The 23,388-nt window shown below is 65.4% G+C and carries 20 protein-coding genes; 7 read left to right on the forward strand and 13 right to left on the reverse strand.

The window, feature by feature from the left end:
* Positions 1 to 191 precede the first annotated feature (191 nt).
* Positions 192 to 2,261 (forward strand): NAD(P)-binding protein, encoded by a 2,070-nt coding sequence (locus EJ069_RS02375; RefSeq protein ID WP_126059899.1) that lies wholly within the window; start codon positions 192 to 194, stop codon positions 2,259 to 2,261.
* Between the two features lie 12 nt (positions 2,262 to 2,273).
* On the opposite strand, the gene EJ069_RS02380 is transcribed toward EJ069_RS02375, so the two are convergent.
* The 6 genes from EJ069_RS02380 to EJ069_RS02405 all read right to left on the reverse strand — a co-directional run bounded on the left by EJ069_RS02380 (position 2,274) and on the right by EJ069_RS02405 (position 8,718).
* On the reverse strand, positions 2,274 to 3,314 hold the full coding sequence (locus tag EJ069_RS02380; protein ID WP_245456422.1) for an aminopeptidase: 1,041 nt from the start codon (positions 3,312 to 3,314) through the stop codon (positions 2,274 to 2,276).
* 135 nt (positions 3,315 to 3,449) lie between these two features.
* Positions 3,450 to 4,556, reverse strand: coding sequence for an SAM-dependent methyltransferase (locus EJ069_RS02385; RefSeq protein ID WP_126059901.1), 1,107 nt, complete (start codon positions 4,554 to 4,556; stop codon positions 3,450 to 3,452).
* A 15-nt stretch (positions 4,557 to 4,571) separates the two neighbouring features.
* Entirely contained in the window at positions 4,572 to 5,150 is a 579-nt protein-coding gene (locus tag EJ069_RS02390; RefSeq protein WP_126059902.1) for a DUF3726 domain-containing protein, read from the reverse strand.
* A complete protein-coding gene (locus EJ069_RS02395) occupies positions 5,147 to 6,796 on the reverse strand; it encodes a hypothetical protein (RefSeq protein ID WP_126059903.1) in 1,650 nt (549 codons plus the stop codon). The genes EJ069_RS02390 and EJ069_RS02395 overlap by 4 nt, the downstream gene beginning before the upstream one ends.
* A complete protein-coding gene (locus EJ069_RS02400; protein ID WP_126059904.1) occupies positions 6,793 to 7,794 on the reverse strand; it encodes an Ldh family oxidoreductase in 1,002 nt (333 codons plus the stop codon). Before EJ069_RS02400 ends, EJ069_RS02395 begins: the two co-directional genes overlap by 4 nt.
* 15 nt (positions 7,795 to 7,809) lie before the next feature.
* Positions 7,810 to 8,718, reverse strand: coding sequence for a LysR family transcriptional regulator (locus tag EJ069_RS02405; protein ID WP_126059905.1), 909 nt, complete (start codon positions 8,716 to 8,718; stop codon positions 7,810 to 7,812).
* A gap of 100 nt (positions 8,719 to 8,818) precedes the next feature.
* On the opposite strand from EJ069_RS02405, the gene EJ069_RS02410 reads away from it, so the two are divergent.
* On the forward strand, positions 8,819 to 10,267 hold the full coding sequence (locus EJ069_RS02410) for an aldehyde dehydrogenase family protein (protein ID WP_126059906.1): 1,449 nt from the start codon (positions 8,819 to 8,821) through the stop codon (positions 10,265 to 10,267).
* Positions 10,264 to 11,241 (forward strand): membrane dipeptidase, encoded by a 978-nt coding sequence (locus EJ069_RS02415; RefSeq protein ID WP_126059907.1) that lies wholly within the window; start codon positions 10,264 to 10,266, stop codon positions 11,239 to 11,241. Before EJ069_RS02410 ends, EJ069_RS02415 begins: the two co-directional genes overlap by 4 nt.
* 8 nt (positions 11,242 to 11,249) lie before the next feature.
* On the opposite strand, the gene EJ069_RS02420 is transcribed toward EJ069_RS02415, so the two are convergent.
* From EJ069_RS02420 to EJ069_RS02445, 6 genes are all read right to left on the reverse strand, one after another.
* On the reverse strand, positions 11,250 to 12,065 hold the full coding sequence (locus EJ069_RS02420) for an NAD(P)-dependent oxidoreductase (RefSeq protein ID WP_126059908.1): 816 nt from the start codon (positions 12,063 to 12,065) through the stop codon (positions 11,250 to 11,252).
* A gap of 74 nt (positions 12,066 to 12,139) precedes the next feature.
* Positions 12,140 to 13,759 carry a hydantoinase B/oxoprolinase family protein gene (locus tag EJ069_RS02425; RefSeq protein ID WP_126059909.1) on the reverse strand — a complete coding sequence of 540 codons (1,620 nt, stop codon included), beginning with the start codon at positions 13,757 to 13,759 and terminating at the stop codon, positions 12,140 to 12,142.
* Complete coding sequence (locus EJ069_RS02430) at positions 13,756 to 15,852, reverse strand: hydantoinase/oxoprolinase family protein (RefSeq protein ID WP_126059910.1); 2,097 nt, start codon at positions 15,850 to 15,852, stop codon at positions 13,756 to 13,758. Before EJ069_RS02430 ends, EJ069_RS02425 begins: the two co-directional genes overlap by 4 nt.
* A 176-nt stretch (positions 15,853 to 16,028) precedes the next feature.
* Positions 16,029 to 16,976: a LysR substrate-binding domain-containing protein gene (locus EJ069_RS02435; protein ID WP_126059911.1), complete on the reverse strand. Its 948-nt coding sequence runs from the start codon at positions 16,974 to 16,976 to the stop codon at positions 16,029 to 16,031.
* Positions 16,977 to 17,057: 81 nt separating this feature from the next.
* Positions 17,058 to 17,807, reverse strand: a complete 750-nt coding sequence (locus tag EJ069_RS02440; protein ID WP_126059912.1) for an SDR family oxidoreductase — start codon at positions 17,805 to 17,807, stop codon at positions 17,058 to 17,060.
* 11 nt (positions 17,808 to 17,818) lie between these two features.
* Positions 17,819 to 18,529: an SDR family oxidoreductase gene (locus EJ069_RS02445; RefSeq protein ID WP_126059913.1), complete on the reverse strand. Its 711-nt coding sequence runs from the start codon at positions 18,527 to 18,529 to the stop codon at positions 17,819 to 17,821.
* Between EJ069_RS02445 and EJ069_RS32635 the strand changes: the two genes are divergently transcribed.
* Positions 18,513 to 18,809 (forward strand): hypothetical protein, encoded by a 297-nt coding sequence (locus tag EJ069_RS32635; RefSeq protein ID WP_189476140.1) that lies wholly within the window; start codon positions 18,513 to 18,515, stop codon positions 18,807 to 18,809. The genes EJ069_RS02445 and EJ069_RS32635 overlap by 17 nt on opposite strands.
* A gap of 28 nt (positions 18,810 to 18,837) precedes the next feature.
* Here the strand turns inward: EJ069_RS32635 and EJ069_RS02455 are convergent, their stop codons facing one another.
* A complete protein-coding gene (locus EJ069_RS02455; RefSeq protein WP_126059915.1) occupies positions 18,838 to 19,797 on the reverse strand; it encodes a dihydrodipicolinate synthase family protein in 960 nt (319 codons plus the stop codon).
* Positions 19,798 to 19,890: 93 nt separating this feature from the next.
* Between EJ069_RS02455 and EJ069_RS02460 the strand changes: the two genes are divergently transcribed.
* From EJ069_RS02460 to EJ069_RS02470, 3 genes are all read left to right on the forward strand, one after another.
* Positions 19,891 to 20,931 (forward strand): proline racemase family protein, encoded by a 1,041-nt coding sequence (locus EJ069_RS02460; RefSeq protein WP_126059916.1) that lies wholly within the window; start codon positions 19,891 to 19,893, stop codon positions 20,929 to 20,931.
* 221 nt (positions 20,932 to 21,152) lie between these two features.
* Positions 21,153 to 22,145 carry a cell division protein FtsZ gene (ftsZ, locus tag EJ069_RS02465; protein WP_126059917.1) on the forward strand — a complete coding sequence of 331 codons (993 nt, stop codon included), beginning with the start codon at positions 21,153 to 21,155 and terminating at the stop codon, positions 22,143 to 22,145.
* 170 nt (positions 22,146 to 22,315) lie between these two features.
* The gene (locus EJ069_RS02470; RefSeq protein WP_126059918.1) at positions 22,316 to 23,377 is read left to right on the forward strand and encodes a maleylacetate reductase; all 1,062 of its coding nucleotides are present in this window, start codon (positions 22,316 to 22,318) and stop codon (positions 23,375 to 23,377) included.
* Positions 23,378 to 23,388 lie beyond the last annotated feature (11 nt).

A 23,388-nucleotide genomic window follows, 5' to 3' on the forward strand; every position in this document is an offset into this window, starting at 1 on the left:
TCTACATCGGCCGATGCCCGCCCTGAAGTCGCATTTGGCTCAGCTTCGATTCATTGCAGCCTAATCCCGGCGACGCGAGATTAGGCATGTCCTAACCCGCACAGAAGAATTCCGTAGTTTTCCTGCGTCAGCGCCAACTTATGAGTAGTCTCCGGAGCATCGGCAGCGCCAGCCGACGGGAAGGGAGTACCATGCGCGACCCACGCTACGACATTCTGTTCGAGCCGATGAAGATCGGTCCGGTGACGGCCAAGAACCGCTTCTATCAGGTTCCGCATTGCAATGGCGGCGGCTATCGCGATCCGTCGGCCGCGGCCGAGATGCGCCGCATGAAGTCCGAGGGCGGATGGGGCGTCATCTTCACCGAGCAGACGGAGATGCACCACACCTCGGAGATCACGCCCTTCATCGAGCTCCGGCTGTGGGACGACGCCGACATTCCGGCCCTGGCCAAGATGGCGAAAGCCATGCACGAGCATGGCGCGCTCGCCGGTATCCAGCTCGCCTACTCCGGCATCAACGGTCCCAACCTCTACACCAAGGAGGTCCCGCGCGGGCCGTCGGCCTTGCCGATCCGCACCTTCACCAACGATCCCGTGCAGGCGCGCGCCATGGACAGAGAGGATATCCGCGACCTGCGCCGCTGGCATCGCAATGCCTTCAAGCGCGCCAGGCAGGCGGGTTTCGATTTGGTCTGTCTCTACGGCGCGCACGGCTTCGGCATCATCCAGCATTTTCTGTCCACCGCCACCAACCAGCGCAGCGACGAATATGGCGGCTCGCTGGAGAACCGCTCGCGGCTGATGCGCGAGCTGATCGAGGAAGGGCGCGACGCGATCGGCGACGCCTGCGGCCTGACGCTCAGGCTGTCGCTGGACGAGATGATCGGCGAGCTCGGCTTCGCCAATTCCGAAGTCCGCGACATGATCGAGATGCATGCCGAGCTGCCCGACCTATGGGATCTCGCGCATGGCGCCTGGGAGGACTGCTCAGGACCCTCGCGCTTCAAGGAGGAGGCGGCGCAGGAGAGCCTCGTCTCTGGAATCAAGAAGCTGACCTCGAAGCCGGTCGTCGGCGTCGGCCGCTTCACCTCGCCCGACGTGATGGTGCGGATGATCAGGTCCGGCACGCTCGATTTCATCGGCTGCGCCCGCCCGTCGATCGCCGATCCTTTCCTGCCGAGGAAGGTAGAGGAGGGGCGCATCGAGGACATCCGCGAATGCATCGGCTGCAACATCTGCATCACCGGCGATATGACCATGTCCATCTCGCGCTGCACGCAGAACCCGACCTTCATGGAGGAATGGCGCAAGGGCTGGCACCCGGAGCGCATGCAGCCCAAGGGCGACAGCGACAGCGTGCTGATCGTCGGCGCCGGGCCAGCCGGGCTGGAGGCCGCCCGCGCGCTCGGCCTGCGCGGCTATCAGGTGGCCTTGGCGGAAGCGGGCACCGCGCTTGGCGGACGCGTGGCGCGCGAGTGCCTGCTGCCGGGCCTGTCGGCCTGGGGCAGGGTGCGCGACTATCGACAGTACCAGCTCAGCCAGATGCCGAATGTCGACATCTATTTCGAAAGCCGGCTGTCGGCGGACGACATCCTGTCCTTCGGCTTCCAGAACGTCGCCATCGCCACCGGATCGACCTGGCGGCGCGACGGCGTGGCACGCGCGCATGTCGTGCCGATGCCGATCGACGCCGCCATGCCGGTCTACACGCCCGACGATCTGATGGGCGGCAAGGCGCCGTCCGGCAGCGTCGTGCTGTTCGACGACGACCACTATTACATGGGCGGAGTTCTTGCCGAATTGATGGCGCGGCGTGGCGCCAAGGTGACCCTGGTGACGCCTTCAGCCTATGTCTCGGACTGGACCCGCAACACGCTGGAGCAGGGCGCCATCCACCGCCGCCTGGCGGAACTGGGCGTCAATATCGTCCTCAACCGGACCGTAACGGGCATCACTTCGGGCGGCGTCGTCACGGCCTGCGTCTATACTGGCGCGCGCCAGGAATTGGCGGCCGATGCCGTCGTTCTGGTCACGTCACGCAACCAGGACGACGCGGTCTGGCGCGCGCTGAAAGCCCGGGAAAACGAGTGGGCTGGCAATGGCATCCGCTCGATCAAGGTCATCGGCGATGCCGAGGCGCCGGGGCCGATCGCCTGGGCCACCTATGCCGGCCACCGCTTCGCCCGCGAGCTGGACGAGGCCGATATCGGCGATGCCTTGCCTTTCCGGCGCGAGGTGACGGCGCTGGCGGAGAATTAGAGCCGGTTCAGCTCAATCACACGTCGTCGCGGTCTTGAGCGCTTCGGCACGGGAAGGTCCGGGCAAATTTCCGATCCGTCGAACAGCGGCGTAGAACCGCGGATAGTCGCCTGAGCACAAGTCGAACAGGTGAAGGAACGCCGGGACCTCTTCGCCGTAGACGGCAGTCGCGGCGAGCTTCGCGTTGTTGATCGGGCTGTCGAACCAGGCGTCGTATCCGCGGTATCCGGCCCAACGCTTGTCGCGCATCTGCCGATAGCGTGCCCGCAGCCTGTCGATCGTGGCCGCCTTGGCGGCCGCCATCTGCGCGGGGCTGCGGGGACTTCCATAGACCTGTTTCAGCTCGTCCCGGGTTTTCGCTATCAGGCCGAGAAAATCCGCCTTGCGCTTGCGATCGGCTTCGTAGCTGCGCAATCCGGCGCGATTGCCGGTGGCGCGGAGCCATTTCCTGGTGCCGGTGGTTTCGACGGTAACCGCGAAAGCCTCGTTGAACGCGGAGTCGCCGTTTATATAGACTTTCTGATGCGCCAGCTCATGGAAGACAAGGCTGGCGAGATAGGTGTCGTTCTGGCGCAGCATGGTGCTGAGCAGCGGGTCGCTGAACCAGCCCAGCGTGGAATAGGCCGTGATGCCTGTCACATAGACGTCCAGCCCCTGCCGCTGCAGCGCGGCGGCATTTTCGAGCGCGTCCTTGCGCGAAAAATAACCCTTGTAGGGAACGCAGCCGAACACCGGAAAGCACCATGTTACCGGCGCGAGCGAGAATTGCGGCGCGGCAAAGACCGCCAAGGTCACATCGCTGCGGCCGACATCGACATAGCTGCGGTAGCTGCTGTTGTCGGGCAGCGCCAGTTCTTCCGTGGCGAAGCGGCGTATGGCGCTGGCCGATGTCAGCTTGACGCGCAATGGCTCCGGCGTCGACGGATCACGGATCAGTTTCGCAACATTCTTGCGCGCGGCCATGATCTCGACATGGCCCTCCAGCGATTGCGCATAGTAGGAAATGCTGGTGCATCCGGTCGCGCCGAACGCCACGATCGCAGCAGCAAGCAATCGAAAAACGCGCTTCAAAGCTTGCCCACCGCCTGCTCATCTCCTCGGGAGCAAATGTCCCTTGATCCCGAGTCTCAAACAGGCGCACCTGTTTTCGTCAAGACCTGGAGCGGGCGACGCGGCGCTTGCCCCCGGTCAAGACTTGACGATTTCCGTCACGCAGTGAACGTAGTCCATGCGATGACCTTCTGGAGCTTGCGCGACGTCGGCTTCATAGGCGCCGTAGAAATCGTCGATAATCGCGGAGCGTTCGCTTGGCGGTCGGGCGGGATCGAGCGCGTTGGCGAAAACGGTCTCGGACCAGGAGCGCAGCGTCGGCACATAGGCCCGGGCGAAATCCTTCGCATTGCGATGGGTCCGGAACGCCTCGGCATAGGGGCAGGGCGTCACCATGGTGAATATCGTCTCCAGCCTTAGCCCGGCTTGCGACACAGGCGAAGCGGGATCGCGGAAGGGTGCCGCGAACTCGTCGGGTGTCTTGTAGAACTGCTGGAACGTCGCGTTGACATACTCCGTCTCGCTGATCCGCCCTACGCGAAGCAGGTCCCGCCAATGGCGGGCGAAACTGTCGAACATGTCGGCACCCGTCGTATGTCCGAGATAGCGGCCTTCCTCGTCGACGCAGAAATTGGCCAGCGCAAGTCGCCCGCCTGATCGCAATTCACGCGCCCTGGCAAGCAGGATCGTCTCCCAGTCGCGCAGCGCCTGGGCGCGGAACTGCTCGCGCTCGGCATTGCTTGCACCGACCGCCTGGACGTGGTCGGCAATCATGCACGGCCGCTTGCTGATCCAATGCATCGCGGTGGCGGAGAAGCCGAACGACAGCGAATCGTCCGGCAGGATCTGGCGGTAGAAGCTGGTGCCGCTGCCGAAGATGTAAAGCCCGGGCGTCTCGGCCAGCGGCGCTTCGGTGGAGGTTCCAAGAAGGCCTTGGCTGAGTCGGAACAAGGTCGAGAAATCATTGTGAGGCAGGTCGGTGTAGGTGATCGATATCGCCCGGTCCGGTTCCCTCTCCCGAACGGCGCCGATCAGCCGTCGCATCATGTCCATGGAAGTGCCCCCGTCGGCGGCGCCGAAATCGGCGATGGCGAAGGGCAGGCCGTCGGCCAGCCGGGGCATCCTGGCGACAGCCTCGACGACGAGATCGCCGACCTTGTCGATGACATATTTGGCGCCGACGGTGTTGGCCGAGTAGTAGCCTGCGCCACGCATGGCGATCTTCTGGCCGTCGGCTGCGCTCATCTTTTTCTCCCCTTGTTATTCATAATCCACCCGGCCGCCGCCGGCACCACGCAGGCGCGATCTTTCGCTTTCCGGCACATAGGTCCTGGCGGCGAAGGAATTGAGCGCCGCAAGCGTCCGGTCGTCGATCGCACCGCGCCGGCCTGTGGCTGGCTGCTCGGTTTCGGCGCGGTTGTCGATGACGACATCGGCGCGCGTCGCCAACCCCGCGAGCCGCGCTACGCGCATGGCCGAGCGGCGCAGCATGGCGTCGAGCCAGACCGGCAGGCCGACATCCAGGATCGTCAGCGGCATAGCGCTCGCCGGAAGCGGTTCGTCGAGCAGCAGGGCCGCCGTCCGGATGGGACAAAGCGGCCCTCCAATCGCGACGTCAGTCTGGCCGCTCCGCCAGCGCGCCGCGCGGGCAGGACTGGGTGGCTCGAAGGATTGTGCGTGTTCAGCAAGGCTCAGCATGGCGTGGCCCCATTTGTCGTCCTCGACCGCGATCCGGCGCGCCGCGCGGCCGACATCCTCGGCCAATCCCCATGAAAATCCGGCGCCCCTGGCCGCCTTGGCGCTCAGCGTTTCCACCTCGTTGAGCGACAGGTCGATCACGCGGCCTCTCCCGCCATCGTGGAGACATCCTCGATCAGCGGCTCACCGCTGAACAGCGCGATGCGCAGCCAGCGGTCGGAGCGGGGATCGAAACTGCGCGCGCCGAAGAACGCCAGCTTGGCGCGCAATATGTCGACGGGCCGCAATTCAGCGCCGATCAGGTTGTCGTGGATCTCGGCGTAGGGAAATTTGGCGACGATCTGGGCTCGTCGCACCGCATGGCGCCACTCGGGCCAGCGCAGCAGGAAATCGGCGACACTGGCCGAGGCCGGCGCCTTTGCCAGAGCGGCCGCCAGGCCAAGCGCGTCGCGCGCGGTGGCCAGAGGTTGCTCAAGCTCGGCGCCATCCTCCTCGAAGCGCTCGCCAAGCCGAGGCTCTAGCTTTTCCGCCGACACATACCAGAAGCGCGCGCTGGCGGACGGCTCAGCGAAGTCGATTGCCATCGCCCAGGAATAGCAGTCGAGGAGCGCCTGGCGCAGCGAGCCGCAGTCCATGTCGCCTTCGATGGCATGGCCGGGCGTCTCGTCGGCCTTCATCGTGTCGCCGAGCTCGTCGATCAAGGCGCCGTGCGGTTCGAGGATAAGGGAGACGCAGGCTTCCTGCCCCTCCAGCGAGAAGTGATCTTCAGCGAAGCGATAGAGCGCATCCCAAGGCCGCGGCTTCGTCAGAAGCCGATCGAGGTTTTCCGCCAGCGCGCCCAGGTCGGCGGCCAACATTCGGGTTGCCGTGGCCTGGCGGTTGTCGTCGCTGTGCCAGCGGGCAACGCGCCGGCGCAGATCGGCGAGCGCTTTCGAGAAGGCGTCTCGTTCCGCCGCGCCGCCACGTGGTTCGGCGCGCACCCGCGCCAGCGCGGTTTCGCGGGCCAGGAACCAGCTATGCGTCAACAGCGGATGGCGCACGAGGAAGGGCGCCATGCCGAGTCCGGTCGCGTTGCCCACGCCGAGCGCCCGGCGCAACTCCGGTGCCAGCCTCGCCGCGCCGGCCGGGTTGCGCCGACGGGCAATGTGATCGACGAGGTCGAAAGTGAAGGACCGGATCAGCCAGACAGTGAGCATTTCAGCCTGGAAGGATCCGGCAAGCTCCGGCCGTGAGGATATGTCGTCGCGATCCGCGATGCCGAACTTGCCGTTGCCGTAGACCGCCGTGGTGCGAAGCAGATAGCCGACGCCGAGCAACTGCTCCTCATCCGGCTGTTGTCCCCGCGCCAGCGCCGCGGCGACGTCCTCAAAGAGCCTGACACTTTTGTTCGCGCGCGCCAGCACCAGTTCGCTTCTGGTGTAGCGGCCCGCCTCCTGCAGCGGCGCATTTGCCTCCAACCGCGCAATGTCGGCGACGTCCGGCAAGCCGTCCCAAAGCACGTAACTCGTGTCCCAAGCCTGCGCGATCACCCGGTCCGAGCGCTTCTCGTCATCGAGCGGCGTCGAGAACGCGACCAGGCTGTATATCCTTGCCGGCGCCTCGACCGCATAGACCACGCGCCCGAACCCGTTGTCGTCCAGGTCGAACAGGTGCTTGCGGACACGCCATTTCTCCCGGGTGGCGCGGCGGATCAGCTGGCGCAGGAAGCTGAGCCGCGTCGGATGCGCCGCGCCCAGCCGCTGCAGCCGCATGACGACCTCCGGCGGGCGCAGCGCGATCGCCGTCATGCGGCGGTCCCGGCGAGTTTTTCCAGCGTGGCGAGCGTCTCGGCCGCCACCTCGATGCCTTGGGTGTTGTTCTCGCGCGCGCCGAAACGCCTTGTGCCCGGAAGCCTCGCATCGCCGACGAAAGCGCCGGCGACGGTTTCAAGATTGCCCGCAAACAGCCCACCCGACGTGGCGTCGGGCGACACCGCCAGGAAGAACTGGCCGGTTCCGGGCGGGCCTCCGGCCGTGCCGGAGAACGGGCTCGCGACGAGCCCGGGATTGGCGCCCGTAAGGCATGCGGCGAAAATCTCCACCAAAAGGGCGGAACCGACGCCCTTGTAGCCGCCCGCCGGCGCCATGGTGCCCTTCAGCGCCTCGCCGGCATCGGTGGTCGTCTCGCCGCTCGCGTCGAAGGCCCAGCCGGAAGGGATGGGCTCGCCGGCGCGGGCGCGCTTGATGACCTCGCTCTTGGCGACGACGCTGGCGCTCTGGTCGATGATCAAGCGCGCGCCGCCTTGTCCGTCCGGGACCGCGAGCGACCAGGGATTGGTGCCCACTGCCGCCTTGCGGCCGCCCCAAGGCGCGATCGAGGCCGGCGCGTTGGTGAAACCCAGCCCGACCAGGCCGTCCCGGGCGATGCGCTCGGTGTGATAGCCGAGCGCGCCGCAATTGTAGGAATTGCGAATGGCAAGCGCGGCGACACCTTGGGAGCGGGCCGCTTCGATCAGCGGCGGCAGGCCGGTAGCGATGGCCGCATGGGCAAAGCCGTTGCCGGCATCGACGGCGACAACCGCCGGAGCCGGCCGGGTCAGGCGCGGCTCGGCCAGTCCCAGCACCTTGCCGCAGGTCAAGTGCTCGCAATAGGTCGGCAGATACATCAGCCCGTGCGACTTCAGGCCGTCGCGTTCCGCCGCCGCGATGCCGGCGGCCAGCGCCCCGGCCTGGTGCTCGCTTGCGCCGTGCCGCATCAGCGCTTCTCGGGCGAGCGTTTCGATGCGGACTTCTGTCAGGCGTGTCATCCGGTCACCAACCAATCATGCCGCGGCATAGCCGAACTCTTTCTCGCCCGCCTGAGTCTGCTGGCGAATGCATTCGATGAAGCGCAGCGACGCCGGCTGCAGGTTGCGGCCTTCCTTGGCGATCCAGCCGACCGTCCGGCTCGAACGCGGATCGGCAAGCGGAACGAAGCGCACGGCACGGCTGCACTTCCAGCGGCAGAGCCGGGGCAGGATGGTGACGCCGAGCCCCGCCTCCACCATCGCCAGGTTGGAGCTCACATTGGTCGCGGTGAGTTTCGAGCCCGCGGCAAGCGCCTCGGTCTCGGCAAGCCCGAGTGCTTCGGCCGCGCCATTGCGGATGAAGCTCTCGCCTTCAAGCGGCGCCCATTTCAACGGGCGCTTCGATGTCGCCAGCGGATGATCGACCGGGCAGACGAAATCGAGCGGCTCCTGGAACAGCGGTTCGAAACTGAGCTGCGGCCGCTTGCTGGCGAGCACGCAAAGGCCCACCTCCACCATGCCGTTTTCCACCGCCTCGACGATGGCGCTGGAATCGCTGTCGCGGACATGGATGTCGAACCGGTTGCCTTCGGCGCGGAGCTGGGCGATCGCGCGCGGCAGCAAGGTCACGGCGACCGAAGGCACGCTTGCAACGTCGCAGCGTCCCTGCAGGTCCGCGGCGTAGCTGGTCATCGCCAGGCAGGCGCGATCGTAATGCGCGATCATGGCGCGCGCCTCGTCGAGCACGATGCGGCCGACCGGCGAGAGCGCGCCCTTGCGCTCGCTTTCGAACAGCGGCGCGCCGATGTCGTCTTCCAGCTGTTTCAGGGTCATCGACACGGCCGACGGCGTGCGGCCGATCTGATCGGCGGCGGCGCGCACGCCGCCGGTCTCGCAGACCGCGACGAAGCTGCGCATGCCGGTCAGGCTGATGGTTTTGGTCACTGTTAAGCTTGCCTGAACATTTGTGCCAAAAATTGAGCTTGATTGAAGTTCACAGCATTGCTTAGGTCGTTGTCAACCGAATTGATGCAGGTCGAACAGGATGCTGAACGGTCGGAACTTTGTAGCAGGCGAATGGCGCGACGGCGCCGACTGGGTCGAAGATATCAATCCATCGGATGTGACCGACATCGTCGGGCGCTTTGCCCAGGCGCGGCCGTCCGACATCCATGACGCGGTGGCGGCGGCGCAAAGCGCGCAACGGGAGTGGGCAGCGGCGGGGCTGGAGGCGCGGGCCGCCGTTCTCGACGCAATCGGGCGCGAGTTGATGGCGCGCTCGAAGGAGCTTGGCGAACTGCTTTCGCGCGAGGAAGGCAAGACCCTTCCCGAGGGTGTCGGCGAGGTCTATCGCGCCGGGCAGTTCTTCACCTATTTCGCCGCCGAGGCCTTGCGTAATCTCGGCGCCTCCGCCGACTCGGTCCGGGCCGGCGTGGATGTGCTGATCGAGCGCGGGCCGCTCGGCGTCGTCGCGATCATTTCCCCTTGGAATTTCCCTGTCGCCACCGCGTCCTGGAAGATCGCGCCGGCGTTGGCCTTCGGCAATGCGGTGGTCTGGAAACCGGCCAGCATTACCCCGGCCAGCGCCTGCGCGCTGACCGAGATCATCAGCCGGCAGGCGATCCCGAAAGGCCTGTTCAACCTGACGATGGGGTCGGGTTCGACGATCGGCCGCGAGCTTGCCGCCAATGCCGACATCCAGGGGCTGAGCTTCACCGGTTCGGGCGCTGTCGGCTCCGGCATCGCGGCGCTGGCGGCGGCACGCTTCGTGAAGCTGCAGCTCGAAATGGGATCGAAGAATCCGTTCGTTGTCATGGACGATGCCGACCTCGATCGCGCCGCCGAACTGGCCGTGAACGGCGCCTTCGGCGGGACGGGTCAGAAATGCACGGCCTCGTCGCGCCTGATCGTCCACCAGCCAATCCATGACGCCTTCGTCGAGAAGCTGCTGGCGAAAACCAGGGCGCTGAAGGTCGGCCACGCGCTGGAGGCCGGCGTCCAGATGGGACCGGTGGTGAGCGCAGAGCAGCTCTCGGCCAATCTCGATTATGTGACGCTCGGCATCAGCGAGGGCGCCGAGCTTGCGACCGGCGGCGAAGCGCTCGACCTGGCACATAACGGGCACTACATGGCGCCGGCCGTGTTCCTCAACGGGCGCTCGCGCATGCGCATCAACCAGGAGGAGATGTTCGCGCCGATCACCTGCGTCATTCCGGCCGACGATTTCGACGAGGCGATCTTCCTTGCCAACGATACGCCCTATGGGCTGACAGCGGGGATCGCCACGCGCTCCCTGGCGCGCGCGACAAAGTTCCGCCATGCCTCGCGCTCGGGCTGCGTCATGGTCAACCTGGCCACCGCCGGCACCGATTATCACGTGCCGTTCGGCGGCGTTCGCGCCTCGAGCTATGGTCCGCGCGAGCAGGGACGTTCGGCGGTCGAGTTCTACACGCAGGTCAAGACGTCCTACATCCACGCGGGCGCGGCCGAATGACCAGCGACGCGCCGCACGTGCTCATCGATGGGCTGCAATACTGCAACTGGTCGCGCGAAATTTTCCAGGAGATGCGCCGGGGCGGGATGAGCGCGGTCCATGCCACGGTCGGCTATCACGAAGGTTTTCGCGAGACGGTGCGCCATCTGGTGGATTGGCGCACCCGCTTCCGCGACAATGAGGATCTGATCCTCTTGGCTCGCGATGCCGGCGACATCGAGCGGGCGTGGGCCTCGAACCGGACGGCTATTTTCCTCGGGCTGCAAAACCCGATGCCGATCGAGGACGACATCGGCCTGATCGAAATGCTCTTCGATCTAGGCATCCGTTTCATGCAGCTCACCTACAACAACCAGTCGCTGCTCGGCTGCGGCTGGATGGAGAAGGAAGACAGCGGCGTGACGCGGATGGGGCGCGAGGCGATCGCCGAGATGAACCGGCTCGGCATGATCATCGATCTGTCGCATGCGGGCGAGCGGACGGCGCTCGAAACCATCGCCCTCTCTCGACGCCCGGTGGTCATCAGCCACGCCAACCCGCGCTGGCTGCGCGACAGCAATCGCAATGTGTCCAAGCACGTTTTGCAGGCATTGCGCGAAAGGGAAGGGCTGCTCGGCCTCTCGCTTTACCCGCTGCATCTTCCGAAGGGCTCGGACACGACACTCGACCAATTTGGCAGGATGGCCAGGGAAGCGGCTGAAATCATGGGAGCGGAGCATCTCGGCATCGGCTCGGATCTCTGCCAGGACCAGCCCGACAGCGTCCTGCGCTGGATGCGCGAGGGCCGCTGGACCCGCGAGGTCCAAGCCGCTGCAAGCTTCCCGGCTCAGCCGTCCTGGTTCGGATCGAACCTCGATTTCCGCGGGCTTTCGCAGGGTCTACTCGCTGCGGGCTTCGACGAGACGGGAGCATCCCTTGTGCTCGGCGGCGCCTGGCATCGCTTCATCCGGGACAGCCTGCCTCCCGCTGGCTGAGTGCCGCGCTATTCTGCCGCCTTGTCGTCCGGGTGGCCAAGCTCGCAGAACCAGCCGCCGAGATATTTCACCGAGGGTCTCTTCGGATCGGGAATAGGCGTCTTCGCCTCGACGGCGGCGCGGTACGGCTCGGCGCTGTCCTGCGGGATGAAGCCGAGATGGCCGGCGCCGCTGTTGTCGACCATCTTCAGCTTGTTGTCGGATATGCCGAAGGAGATGGTGTGGCCGACGCGCGGCGCCGTCAGCGAAGCCTCGACCAGGCGCACGCAGTCGGCGAAAGAGAGATAAGACCACAGCATGCGGCGATCGGCTGGTTCGGGAAAGGACGAGAAGATGCGCAGGCATACGGTCTCGATGCCGAACTTGTCCCAATAGAGCCGGCTGAGGCTCTCGACGAAATTCTTCGAAACGCCATAGAGGCTGTCCGGCCGCACCGGCGCGTCGACGCCGATATGCGCCTCGATCTCGTGATAGCCGATCGCATGCACCGAGGAGGCGTAGATGACGCGCTTCACCCCATGTTTCCGGGCGCCCTCATAGATGTGGTAGGAGCCGCGGATGCTGGAATCGAGGATGGTCTCCCATTCGCATTCGAGCGGCGCGCCGCCGAAATGCACGATCGCGTCGCAATCCTTGGTCGCCGCGATTGTGGCTTCCATGTCGGCGAGGTCGAAGACAGCTTCCTCTTCGTGGCGCGCAAGATCGCCGAAGGGCTCGCGGCCCGCCAGGCGGATCGTCTTGGCGAGCGGCACCAGCCCCTTGCGCAACTGCGAGCCGAGCCGGCCGGCGGCGCCGGTGATCAGGATACGTTCATAATGCGGCATCGTTTACTCCACTTGCGCGACGGCGGCTTTGATCCGCGCGATCGCCTCGGTCGACAGGCGCGAGGCAACATAGCTCATCGGTCGTTCTCCGTAATGTAACCCTTGGAACGGTCATTGGCCCGCGCGGCCACGCTGCGCCTGGCCGGATCGCCATAGCCGCCGCCGCCCGGCAGTTCCAGGATCAGCCGTCGCCCGGCCGGCACGTGCTGCCAGCCTTTCGGGCGCATCTTGGTGCCGTCATCGAGCCTGACCACCCCGGCGACGCCCTGCTTGCCGCCCTCGCGGCCGTGCGCCGGATGGTTGACGCGGTCGAACATCGCCGAGAAATCGAATTCGTGGCCTTCGGTCGCCTCGATCTCGATGACCTGTCCGAGACCGCCGCGGAATTCGCCGTCGCCGCCGGAGTCCGGCCGCAGTTCCTTGCGCCAGATGACGATCGGACCGGTATGCTCGGTCGCCTCAATCGGCATTGTGTGCACGCCGGACGGGAAGGCCGTCGCCGACAGGCCGTCGAGGTCGGGGCGGGCGCCCATGCCGCCGGAGTTGAACATCAGCACTTCGGCGCGGCGGCCGGACGCGCCGGCGACAGGCCGCGCCGAGATATGGATGTTCCAGAGCGCCCCGGCGCCTTCGGCGAGGATTTTCCCGGGCAACGCCTTGGAGAACGCGCCCAGCACGAGATCGGGAACCATGTGGCCGAAAATGTGCCTGAGCGCCACCGGCGCGGGCCGCACCGCGTTCATGATGTTAATGGGCGACGACACGGTGAAGAAGGCGAGCGAGGCGGCATTGTTCGGAATATCCGGAGCGACCACGCATTTCAGCGCGTAGCAGGCATAGGCCTTGCTGTATATGATCGGGCAGTTGATGCCCCAGCGGCTCATCGGATCGCTGCCGGTGAAATCGACCTCGACATGGTCGTCGCGGACCGAGACCGTGGCCGCCAGCTTCACCGGCGCGTCATAGCCGTCGGTCACCAGCTCGTTCGACCAGCTTCCCTTGGGCAGCGCCTCGATGCGTTCGAGCATGGCGTCGCGGGTGCGCGAGAAGATGAAGTCGCCGAGACCGTCGAGCGAGGCGAGGCCGGTCTCCTTCATCATGTCGACGAGGCGGCGGTGACCGACCTCGTTGCAGGCTGCGAGCGAATAGAAATCGCCGACGACCTGGTTCGGCTCGCGGACATTGGCGCGCAGGATGCGGACGAGATCGAGGTTGACCTTGCCCTTTTCCGCGAACTTCATGATCGGGATCTGGATGCCTTCCTCGTACACCGACTTGCCGTCGGCGCCGAAGCCGCGGCCGCCGACATCGACGACATGCGCCGTGCAGGCGAAGAAGGCGACGAGCTCGCCGTTCAGGAAGGACGGCGACACCATGGTGATGTCATGCAGGTGGCCCGTGCCGAGCCATGGGTCGTTGGTGACATAGGTGTCGCCCTCGAACATCTGATCGCGCGGGATCGCGTGCATGAAATGCAGCACGGCCTCGGCCATGGTGTTGACGTGGCCGGGCGTGCCGGTGACCGCCTGCGCCAGCATCTGACCGCGCGGGTCGAACACGCCCGCTGACAGGTCGCCGGCTTCGCGCACAGAGGTGGAGAAGGCGGTGCGCAGCAAGGTCAGCGCCTGCTCCTCGACCACCGAGATCAACCGGTTCCACATCACCTGCATGCGGATTGCGCCAATATCGCTCATGCCTGGCTGCCTTTGCGGGTCAGGAGGATCGCTCCGTCGCTTTGGATGACGGCGTCAAAGCTGGTGGTGACGACGGTCGATGTCTCGCGCTCGACGATGACGGCGGGCCCCGCCACGCGGTCGCCGACGCAGAGCGTGTCGCGCTCGACGATGCCATAGGTCTGTGGCGCGCCGGTCGCCGGATCGAACACGACCCGGGTCGTTGTCGGTTCGCTCTTCTTCCTGCCGGTGGTGAGTTCATGCCGTGTCACGGCCGGACGAACGTCCGTCGCCTTGACCGACCAGGTGACAATCTCGATCTCCAGCCCGTCGAGCCCTTCGATGGCCCGGCCGAAGAAGCGCTGATAGCTGGTCTCGAACAGATCCTTGAGCTTGGCGACTGCATCCTCGCCGAATGGTTCGTCGGCCAACGGCACGGGGATTTCCCAGCCCTGGCCAGCATAGCGCATGAAGGCGGTGATCTCGCAGACGATCCTGCCGCTGGCGCCGCTGCGCACAAACCCCTCTGCGGAGGCCTTGAGGTCGGCGAGCAGGGCGTTGACCTCGGCCGGCTTGAAGCGCGACAGGCGCGTCAGCTTGGACGCCAGCGCCTCGTAGCCGAACGGCGCTTTCAGGAAACCGATCGCGGACCCTACGCCGGCGCCGCGCGGCACGATGCACTGGTCGATGCCGAGTTTTTCGCAGAGCCTCGCCGCGTGAAGCGGGGCCGCGCCGCCGAAGGCGATCATCAGATTGTCGGAAATGTTCTTGCCGTTCTCGACGGCATGGACGCGGGCGGCGTTCGCCATGTTCTCGTCCACGACCTCGCAGATGCCGAAGGCGATCGCCAAGGCATCCAGCGACAGGCGCTCGCCGATATCGCGCATGATGGCCTGCTCGGACGCTGACGTGTCGAGCTTGATCGCGCCGCCGGCGAAATTGTCGGGGTCGAGCTTGCCGAGCACCAAGTCGGCGTCGGTGATCGCGGGGCGTTTGCCGCCGCGGCCGTAGCAGGCAGGGCCGGGTTCCGAGCCGGCGCTTTCCGGCCCGGTCTGGATGCGGCCCATGGCGTCGACCCGGGCGATCGAGCCGCCGCCGGCGCCGATCTCGATCATCTCGATCACCGGGATGGAGATCGGCATGCCCGAGCCTTTCGAGAAGCGATAGGTGCGCGCCACCTCGAAGGTCCGCGCCGTGCGCGGCGCAAAATCCTCGATCAGGCAGATTTTTGCGGTGGTGCCGCCCATGTCGTAGGAGACGACCTTTTCCAGGCCGAAGCGACGGGCGATGTCGGCGGCGAAAATCGCACCACCCGCCGGGCCGGACTCGACCAGCCGAACCGGGAATTCCGAAGCGGTCTCCACCGAGATCAGGCCGCCGCCCGAATGGATCATGAAGACGGGGCACTCGGCGCCCATGTCCTTCAGGCGTGTCTGCAGGCGGGCGAGATAGTCGGCCATCTGCGGCCGCACATAGGCGTTGGCTGAGACCGTGTTGAAACGCTCGAACTCGCGCATCTGCGGCGAGACCTCGGCGCTGATCGAGATCGGGATGCTGAGTTTTCGCAAGAGGATTTCGCGCGCCCGGCGCTCGTGGTCAGGATTGGCGTAAGCATGGATGAAACCGATCGCCACCGAGCCGAAGTTGCCCGCCGCTATCCGATCGGCGATCACTTCGAGAGCGGCTTCGTCGAGCGGCTGCAGCTCCTGCCCCTCGGCGCCGATGCGGCCCTTGACGGTAAAACGGTCCTCGCGCGGGATCAGTGGCGGCGGCAGCTGCAGGTTGAGATCATACTGCTCGAAGCGGTTTTCCGTGCGCATCTCGATGACATCGCGAAAACCTTCGGTCGTGACCAGCGCGGTTTTCGCCCCGCGCCGCTCGATCAGCGCGTTGGTGGCGAGCGTCGTGCCGTGGATGATGATGCCGATCTCGGCCGCCGAAATGCCGGCATCGCGGATGACCGCGTCGATGCCGTCGAGGATCGCCTGCTCTGGCGCGGCATAATTGGTCAGCACCTTGGTTGAAAACATCTCTCCCCTGACATCGAGCGCGATGTCGGTGAAGGTGCCGCCAATGTCCGCGCCAAGGCGGATGTCGTCTGCTCGGGAGGTCATGCCATGGCCTTCAGGGAAGAGAATGCAGCGTCACGCACTTAGCGGCAAGCGAACCGGGCTTGCCTTTCAGCTTATACCTGCACTCCAGCGGGCAAGCGCGAAATCAAGAAATGCGGCTCATTCGAAAGTTCTTCTTTACTGTCTCCCAGGCCGGAACGCTTGTCTCGCCGCACTTGTCAGTCCGAAAGCGGAGTCGGTTTCGGCAAGGAAATCTTGAGGTCGCTTCGCCAGTCTTGCTGGGCCAGCCATCGATGAAGCGCGGCCACCGCCTTGACGCGTAAATGCCCGCGCGGGACCATAAGGTAGAAGCCAGGGACTTCCTCCGGCCGCATATCGGCAATGGCGTCGCGGCCGATCGGCGCGACCAGGGCGCCGGAGAGGAAATCCTCCTCGGCGTCGATCACGGAGACCAGGCCGACACCGATGCCTTGCAGGGTCGCCCGGCGCATCGTCGCCGCATCGTCGAAGCTGACGCTGCGGTCGCCGTCGGTCAGCTCCACGCCCAGGTGCCGCAATATGTCCGGCCAGAGTCGCTTCGACTTGACCGTGTCGAGCAACGTGAACTTCGTCAGATCCTGCGGCGACTTGATCTTCTCGCCGATCGCCGGCGTGCAGCAGATGATCTTCGGGTCCGGCACCAGGAGCGTCACATCATAGTCCGGCCAGTTGCCATAGCCCCACTGCACCGTCATGTCGATGTCGTCGCGACCGAAGTCTGGCAGGTCGACCATCGTCGTCAGGCGCAGGTCGGCGCCAGGCAGGATCTCGCGGAACAGCGACAGCCTCGGCAGCAGGTAGTGCGTGGCGAAATAGGGACTGGCGTTGAGGTTGATGCGGTCCCGGTGGTTCGACTTAGTGACGCGGCGAACGCCTTCGGAAAATTCGTCGAAGCCGGCCTTCACGTAATGCGAAAGAAGGATCGCCGACTCGGTCAGTTCGATCGAGCGGCCCTTACGCTCGAACAGCGTCACCTGCAGCGTGTCTTCCAGCAGCTTGATCTGCTGGCCGACGGCCTGCGGCGTGACCAGAAGCTCGTCGGCCGCCTGCCTAAAGCTCTTGTGCTGCGCGACGGCGTGGAAGACGCGAAGCGCATTGAGCGAAGGAAGGCGAAGCTTGCCGCTCATCGTAAGTCCGCCTCCTTCCGTTTGAAACCCCGTTGATCATGCACTGCCGAACCTCAACAGCCGCTGGCTGCCGAAATGATTCTAGGCGTAGATGTAACCACCTGAAACAATGACGTTTTCGCCGGTCATATAGGTGTTCTTCGGACCTCCGGTCATCAGCACCCATTCGGCGATTTCCGTCGGCTCGGCGCCGCGCCCGAGCGGGCTTGCCTTGGCCAGTTCCTCGAGGAAGCCGAGCGCTTTGGCCTTCTCCGTGGCCATGCCGGCGGGCGCGACGGAGTTCACCAGGATGCCGTCCTTCGCGATGTGATGCGCGAAGGACCGCGTGAGGCTGACGACGGCCGCCTTGGTCGCTGCATAATGGGCGTTCTGCGGATGCGCCTTGAAGGCATCGACCGAGGTCAGATTGACGATGCGGCCGCGCACCTGGGCTTTCGGCTCTTGCGCCTGCATGTGGCGAACGGCCGCCACCATCATGTGGTAGGTGCCTTTGATGTTGATGCCGTTGGAGGCGTCCCAATCAGCGTCGGTGATCTCGAGCAGCGGGCGGCGCGGATAAATCGCGGCGCAGTTGATCAGCGTGTCGATGCGCCCGAGCTCGGCCGCGATGGCATCGAAGGCGGCGTGGCATTGCGGGCCCACCTGGATGTCGCATGCGGCAGCCGCTGTCGGGAGGCCCTTGGCCCTTGCCGGCTCGAGCGCGCTCTCCGCCGCTTCCTGGTTGATATCGATGATGCCGATCTTTGCCGCCCCGGCCTCGACAGCCATCTTGGCCAGGAGGGCGCCGAGGCCGGCGCCGCCGCCAACGATCAGAACGGACAGATCCTTCATTCCACTATCCCTTACTTGGTGCCGCTCGGCGAGGTCGGCCATGTCGGCATGATGTCGAAACGGGTGACGTCGGCCCATGCCGGCAGCGCGAGCACGGCAACGACCATTCTGGCCACGTCATCGGGCTGCACCACCTTGCTGGCGTACATGGCGGCGCGCGCCTTCGCGTCGAGGATGTCCTGGTAGAGCTGCGTCTCGACGCGGCCGGCGACGATCTCGGTGACGCGTATGCCGGAGGGGGAGAGGTCGGCGCGCAGCGCGCCGGCAAAGCCGGAAATCGCCGCCTTGGTGGCTGCGTAGACGGCGATGTTGGAAAATGCCGCGTGGCCGGCGACGGAGCCGGTGAACAGGATATGGCCCGACTGCCGCTCGCGCATCTGCGGCACGACGAGGCGGGTGAGCAGGATCGCGGCGCTGAGGTTCACCTCCAGCGTTGCGTCGATGTCGGCGATCTTCATGTCGGCGAAATTGCCGAGCGGCGGCATGATACCGGCATTGTTGATCAGCACATCGATGGTGAGATCCGCCAGCACCGATTCCAGCGCCTCGCGGTCGGTGACGTCGACGGCAATCGGCACGATGCCAGGACGCTCGGCCTGCAGCTCTTTCAGCGCCGCCTTGCTGCGGCCGACCGCGTAGACCTCGTAGCCGGCATCGCTCAGCGCGATCGCGATCGCGCGTCCTATGCCGCTCGTCGCTCCGGTGATGAAGGCTGTCGTCACTTGGGTTTTCCCATTTGCGGCTTCCCGTTTGCCTGGATTTCAGTCTGCGGCGCAGGCCAGCGCCGCGAAACCAAGAAAACCAGCAAAAAGGAAAGATAAACTTTCGAAAGCCGGCGTGGCGTTTGAAACGTTCCGCCCCTCCTGCGCCATTTTCAACGCCATAAAGCAAAGGAAACAATGCTTCGGCGCGCAGGAGAGGTGCTCCTGCCGGCCGATCGAACAAAAACATAGCTTTCGCAACGCGTGGTGGACCCGCCCACAGCGACCTTTCATCTGGTGAAAGGCGAGCCGCGCTGACTGGGATCCGCTCAGGCCGCGTAACGTGTCATTGCGGGCTGCCTCGACCACTGGGCGTACCAGGTGTCGAAGAGCTTGAGCTGTGCCTCGGCAAAGCCGCGCTGGCTGTCGGTCAGAGCGTCGGTCTCGTTGAAGTGCAGCCTGTATTCAGGGTTACCCTTCAGCACCATCATATGCTTGAAATACAGCACCAGGTCCGGCCCCTCGTCGAAGGAGGACAGCACGGCGAGCGCGGCGTCCAGTTCCTGCGCCAGCCGGCGCGCCTCGGCGTCGCCCTTCGCCGCGGCCTGGCTGAGGCCCGCCAGATGCAGCACTTCCTTGGGCAGCACGTTGCCGATGCCGGTGATCGCGCCGGAGGCTCCGCAATTGACGAAACCGTGGAAGACGGCGGTGTCGACGCCGATCATCAGCGCAACCTCGTCGTCGCGGCTGGTGATGTTTTCCGCCGCGTAGCGCAGATCAGACGGGCCGCCGAATTCCTTGAAGCCGACAAGGTTCGGATGCTCGGCGCGCAGCGCGAAGAACAGATCGGCGCGCGTGGCGAAGCCGTAATAGGGGCTGTTGTAGATGACAGCCGGCAGGTCGGGGGCGGCTGAGAGGATCGCCTTGAAATGATGGCGCTGCGCGGTGACCGACGGACCGCGCGACAAAACGCGCGGGATCACCATCAGGCCCCGCGCGCCGACCTTCTGGGCATGCGCGGCGTGGGCCACGGCGCTGGCCGTGTTGACGGCGCCGGTACCGACGATCACCGGCACGCCGGCCTTCACCAGGCGCTCGACGCCCTGCATGCGCTGCTCGTCGCTCAGCAGCGGCCAGTCGCCCATGGAGCCGCAATAGACGACCGCGGACATGCCGGCAGCGATCAATTCGCGTCCCTTGTGCACAAGGGCGTCGAAGTCGGGAAGCCGGTCATCGGTGCAGGGCGTCATCAGCGCCGGCATGCAGCCGGAAAAAACATTGGCGGTCATTTCGGATTCTCCTTGAGGCTGGCACGCACATTGGCCAGTTTGTCCCGCAAAGAACCGCTTGCCAAGCGGATAGTCGCGCCACAGGGAGTGACCATGCGTACCAAAGCCAGCATCCGCGTCGTCGGCTGTCATGCCGAGGGTGAGATCGGCGACGTCATCGTCGGCGGCGTGCTGCCGCCGGCGGGCCGCACGATGATGGAAAAGATGATCGCGATGGAGCGCGATCACGATCATATCAGGCGCATGCTAATCTGCGAGCCGCGCGGCAGCGTCGCCCGGCATGTCAATCTCCTGGTGCCCTCGACACGCGAGGATTGCGCCGCGGGGGCCATCATCATGGAGCCGACGGAGTACCCGCCGATGTCCGGCTCCAACACGATCTGCGTCGCCACAGTGCTGCTCGAGACCGGCATGGTGCCGATGCAGGAGCCGGAGACGCGCTTCAAGCTCGATATGCCGGGCGGCGTCATCGAGGTCAGAGCCGAATGCCGCGACGGCAAGTGCCTGTCGATCACCTTCCGCAACGCCCCCGCCTTCGCCGAACGCCTCGACGCGAATATCGAGGTCGAAGGGTTGGGAACTCTGAAGGTCGATATCGCCTATGGCGGGATGTTCTACGCAATTGTCGACGCGCCCGCGCTCGGCTTCTCGGTCACGCCCGACGAGGCCCGGGAGATTGCCGTGGCCGGCGAGAAGGTCCGGCGTGCCGCGCGCGAGCAGCTCGATGTGGTGCATCCTGAATTCGACAATGTGCGCGGTGTCTCGATCGTGCAGTTCGCGATGCCGTTCCAGGGGCCGGGCAAGGTCACGCGCAACACCTGCATCGTCTCGCCAGGCCGTTCCGACCGCAGCCCCACCGGAACCGGCACCTCGGCCCGCATGGCCGTGCTGCAGGCGCGCGGCCTGATGAAGGAAGGGGAGGTGTTGATCCATGAATCGATCATCGGCTCGCGCTTCACCGGCAGAATTGTCGACCTGACCGAAATCGCCGGACGCAAGGCGATCGTTCCCGAGATCTCCGGCCGTGCCTGGATCACCGGCGAGCACAACTACTATCTCGATCCGACAGATCCCTATCCGCAAGGCTATGTGCTGTCGGACACCTGGGGCACCTCGACCTCGGTGACGCAATAGAACTTCTTGCAACGGCGTCGCCTAGGAGCACTCGGGCACCCGGAACCTTTCTGTTCAAACGCAGGGGCATTGCGCTTGCATATGCTCGGCGGACTTGCAGGGAGGCGCCCGCTCTGATTCCCTGCGCTTGGTGGGGATCACCTGATTCGTGTGCTCGTTGCTCCGGGTTCCGCATCGTCGTGCGGCGGAGCAGCGGGCGCTTTCGGTAGAAAGATGAAAAAATGACCGCCAAGCCGGAAATCCTGGAGATGAGACCCAAGATCACCGTCGTCGGGGTCGGCGGCGCCGGCGGCAACGCCGTCAACAACATGATCGCCGAAGGTCTGCAGGGCGTCGAGTTCGTCGTCGCCAACACCGACGCCCAGGCGCTCACCATGTCGAAGTCGTCGCGGCTGATCCAATTGGGCGCGCATGTGACCGAGGGCCTGGGCGCCGGGTCCTTGCCCCAGGTCGGCAGTGCGGCCGCCGAGGAATCCATCGACGAGATCATGGATCATCTGGCGGGAACGCATATGTGCTTCATCACCGCCGGCATGGGTGGTGGCACGGGGACGGGTGCCGCGCCCGTGATTGCGCGCGCCGCGCGCGACGCCGGCATTTTGACGGTGGCCGTCGTCACCAAGCCTTTCACGTTTGAAGGCAAGCGCCGGGGCCAGGCGGCCGAGGAAGGCATAGAACGCCTGCGAGAAAGCGCCGACACCGTAATCGTCATCCCGAACCAGAACCTGTTTCGGGTCGCCGACGCCAGGACCACCTTCGCCGACGCTTTCGCCATGGCGGACCGTGTCCTCTACGCCGGTGTCGGCTGCATCACGGACCTCATCGTCAAGGAAGGCCTGATCAATCTCGATTTCGCCGACGTGAAGTCGGTGATGCGGGACATGGGCCCGGCAATGATGGGAACCGGCGAGGCCTCCGGAGAGGGGCGCGCAAGGACGGCGGCCGAGGCGGCGATCGCCAACCCACTCCTCGACGAAGCCTCGATGACGGGCGCCAGGGGGCTGCTGGTGTCGATCAGCGGCGGCATGGACATGACGCTGTTCGAGGTCGATGAGGCGGCGACGAGGATACGCGAGGAGGTCGACGCCGATGCCGACATCATCGTCGGCGCCATCTTCGACCAGTCCCTGGCCGGGAAGTTCCGGGTGTCGGTCGTCGCGACGGGACTGCGCAAGAGCGCGAGCGTGATGCAGTTCGAGCAGAGGATCGCCTAACGCGATCGTCGGTCGCGCCGATGGCGCGGCGCAATCGGCTGCTGCCAGCTTCTGGTGGCAAATAGATCCCTGGCCGCCAGATTTCGTCGGCCAGCGCACTTACGCGCGCGCCTCTTCGTCGCTAACTTTCGTGCCACGGCATACAGTCGCGGCTGACGGGAGAGGCTCACATGAAAAGCTTCGTCTACAACGCCCAGCCGGCACGCGTCATCTTCGGATCAGGCACGATCGCAAGGCTCCCGGAGGAGATCGACCGTCTAGGGCTGAAACGTGTGCTGGTCCTGGCCACGCCGCCGCGGGAGGCAGATGCCCGGCGCCATGCCGAGTTCCTCAGCGACAGGGCAGCCGGCGTCTATGCCAAAGCGACGATGCATACGCCGGTGTCGGTCACCGAGGAAGCGCTGCGAGTCGCGGCGGAACTCAAGGCCGACGGGCTGGTCGCCATCGGCGGCGGCTCCACGACGGGTCTCGCCAAGGCGATCGCCTTGCGCACCGACCTGCCGCAGATCGTGATGCCGACGACCTATGCCGGCTCGGAAATGACGCCGATCCTCGGTGAGACGAAAGATGGCGTGAAGGTCACCCAATCGAGCCCGAAGGTGCTGCCGGAAGTGGTGATCTACGACGTCGACCTGACGATGACGCTTCCCGCTTCTTTGTCGGGAACAAGCGGCATGAACGCCATCGCCCATGCGGTCGAGGCGCTCTATGCCAGGGAAAGCAACCCGGTGATAAATCTGATGGCCACAGAGGCCATCGGCAGGTTGGTGAGCGCCCTGCCGGTCATTGCCGGGAAGCCGCATGACCGCGATGCGCGCTCCGAGGCGCTTTACGGCGCCTGGCTCTGCGGCATCTGTCTCGGCTCGGTCGGCATGGCGCTGCACCACAAGCTTTGCCATACGCTGGGCGGCAGTTTCGATCTGCCGCATGCGCAGACCCATACGATCGTGCTGCCGCATGCGGTGGCCTACAACGCCCCTGCCGTTCCGGCCGTCATGCAAACCCTGCGGGCCGTGCTGAAGACGGATGATCCTGCCATGGCGCTCTACGACCTCGCCGGTCGGATCGGCGCAAAACGCGCGCTGTCCGAGATCGGCATGCCGTCCGAGGGGATCGATATCGCGACGGACCGTGCGCTGGCCAATCCCTACTGGAACCCGCGGGCGCTGGAGCGGGAACCGATCAGGGCCCTTATCGCGCGCGCCTATGGCGGCGAGCCGCCGCGGACCTGAGACCTCGAGGG

The organism is Mesorhizobium sp. M2A.F.Ca.ET.043.05.1.1 (genome assembly GCF_003952445.1).
Lineage (GTDB): Bacteria > Pseudomonadota > Alphaproteobacteria > Rhizobiales > Rhizobiaceae > Mesorhizobium.

Bases quoted from the DNA above. Each gene is read 5' to 3' on its own strand.
- EJ069_RS02440 (WP_126059912.1), bottom strand. From the start codon at position 17,807: ATGAAGGATCTGTCCGTTCTGATCGTTGGCGGCGGCGCCGGCCTCGGC.
- EJ069_RS02425 (WP_126059909.1), bottom strand. From the start codon at position 13,759: ATGAGCGATATTGGCGCAATCCGCATGCAGGTGATGTGGAACCGGTTG.
- EJ069_RS02460 (WP_126059916.1), top strand. From the start codon at position 19,891: ATGCGTACCAAAGCCAGCATCCGCGTCGTCGGCTGTCATGCCGAGGGT.
- EJ069_RS02385 (WP_126059901.1), bottom strand. From the start codon at position 4,556: ATGAGCGCAGCCGACGGCCAGAAGATCGCCATGCGTGGCGCAGGCTAC.
- EJ069_RS02410 (WP_126059906.1), top strand. From the start codon at position 8,819: ATGCTGAACGGTCGGAACTTTGTAGCAGGCGAATGGCGCGACGGCGCC.
- EJ069_RS02395 (WP_126059903.1), bottom strand. From the start codon at position 6,796: ATGACGGCGATCGCGCTGCGCCCGCCGGAGGTCGTCATGCGGCTGCAG.
- EJ069_RS32635 (WP_189476140.1), top strand. From the start codon at position 18,513: ATGAAGGCTGTCGTCACTTGGGTTTTCCCATTTGCGGCTTCCCGTTTG.
- EJ069_RS02375 (WP_126059899.1), top strand. From the start codon at position 192: ATGCGCGACCCACGCTACGACATTCTGTTCGAGCCGATGAAGATCGGT.
- ftsZ (WP_126059917.1), top strand. From the start codon at position 21,153: ATGACCGCCAAGCCGGAAATCCTGGAGATGAGACCCAAGATCACCGTC.
- EJ069_RS02420 (WP_126059908.1), bottom strand. From the start codon at position 12,065: ATGCCGCATTATGAACGTATCCTGATCACCGGCGCCGCCGGCCGGCTC.
- EJ069_RS02400 (WP_126059904.1), bottom strand. From the start codon at position 7,794: ATGACACGCCTGACAGAAGTCCGCATCGAAACGCTCGCCCGAGAAGCG.
- EJ069_RS02455 (WP_126059915.1), bottom strand. From the start codon at position 19,797: ATGACCGCCAATGTTTTTTCCGGCTGCATGCCGGCGCTGATGACGCCC.
- EJ069_RS02435 (WP_126059911.1), bottom strand. From the start codon at position 16,976: ATGAGCGGCAAGCTTCGCCTTCCTTCGCTCAATGCGCTTCGCGTCTTC.
- EJ069_RS02430 (WP_126059910.1), bottom strand. From the start codon at position 15,852: ATGACCTCCCGAGCAGACGACATCCGCCTTGGCGCGGACATTGGCGGC.
- EJ069_RS02470 (WP_126059918.1), top strand. From the start codon at position 22,316: ATGAAAAGCTTCGTCTACAACGCCCAGCCGGCACGCGTCATCTTCGGA.
- EJ069_RS02415 (WP_126059907.1), top strand. From the start codon at position 10,264: ATGACCAGCGACGCGCCGCACGTGCTCATCGATGGGCTGCAATACTGC.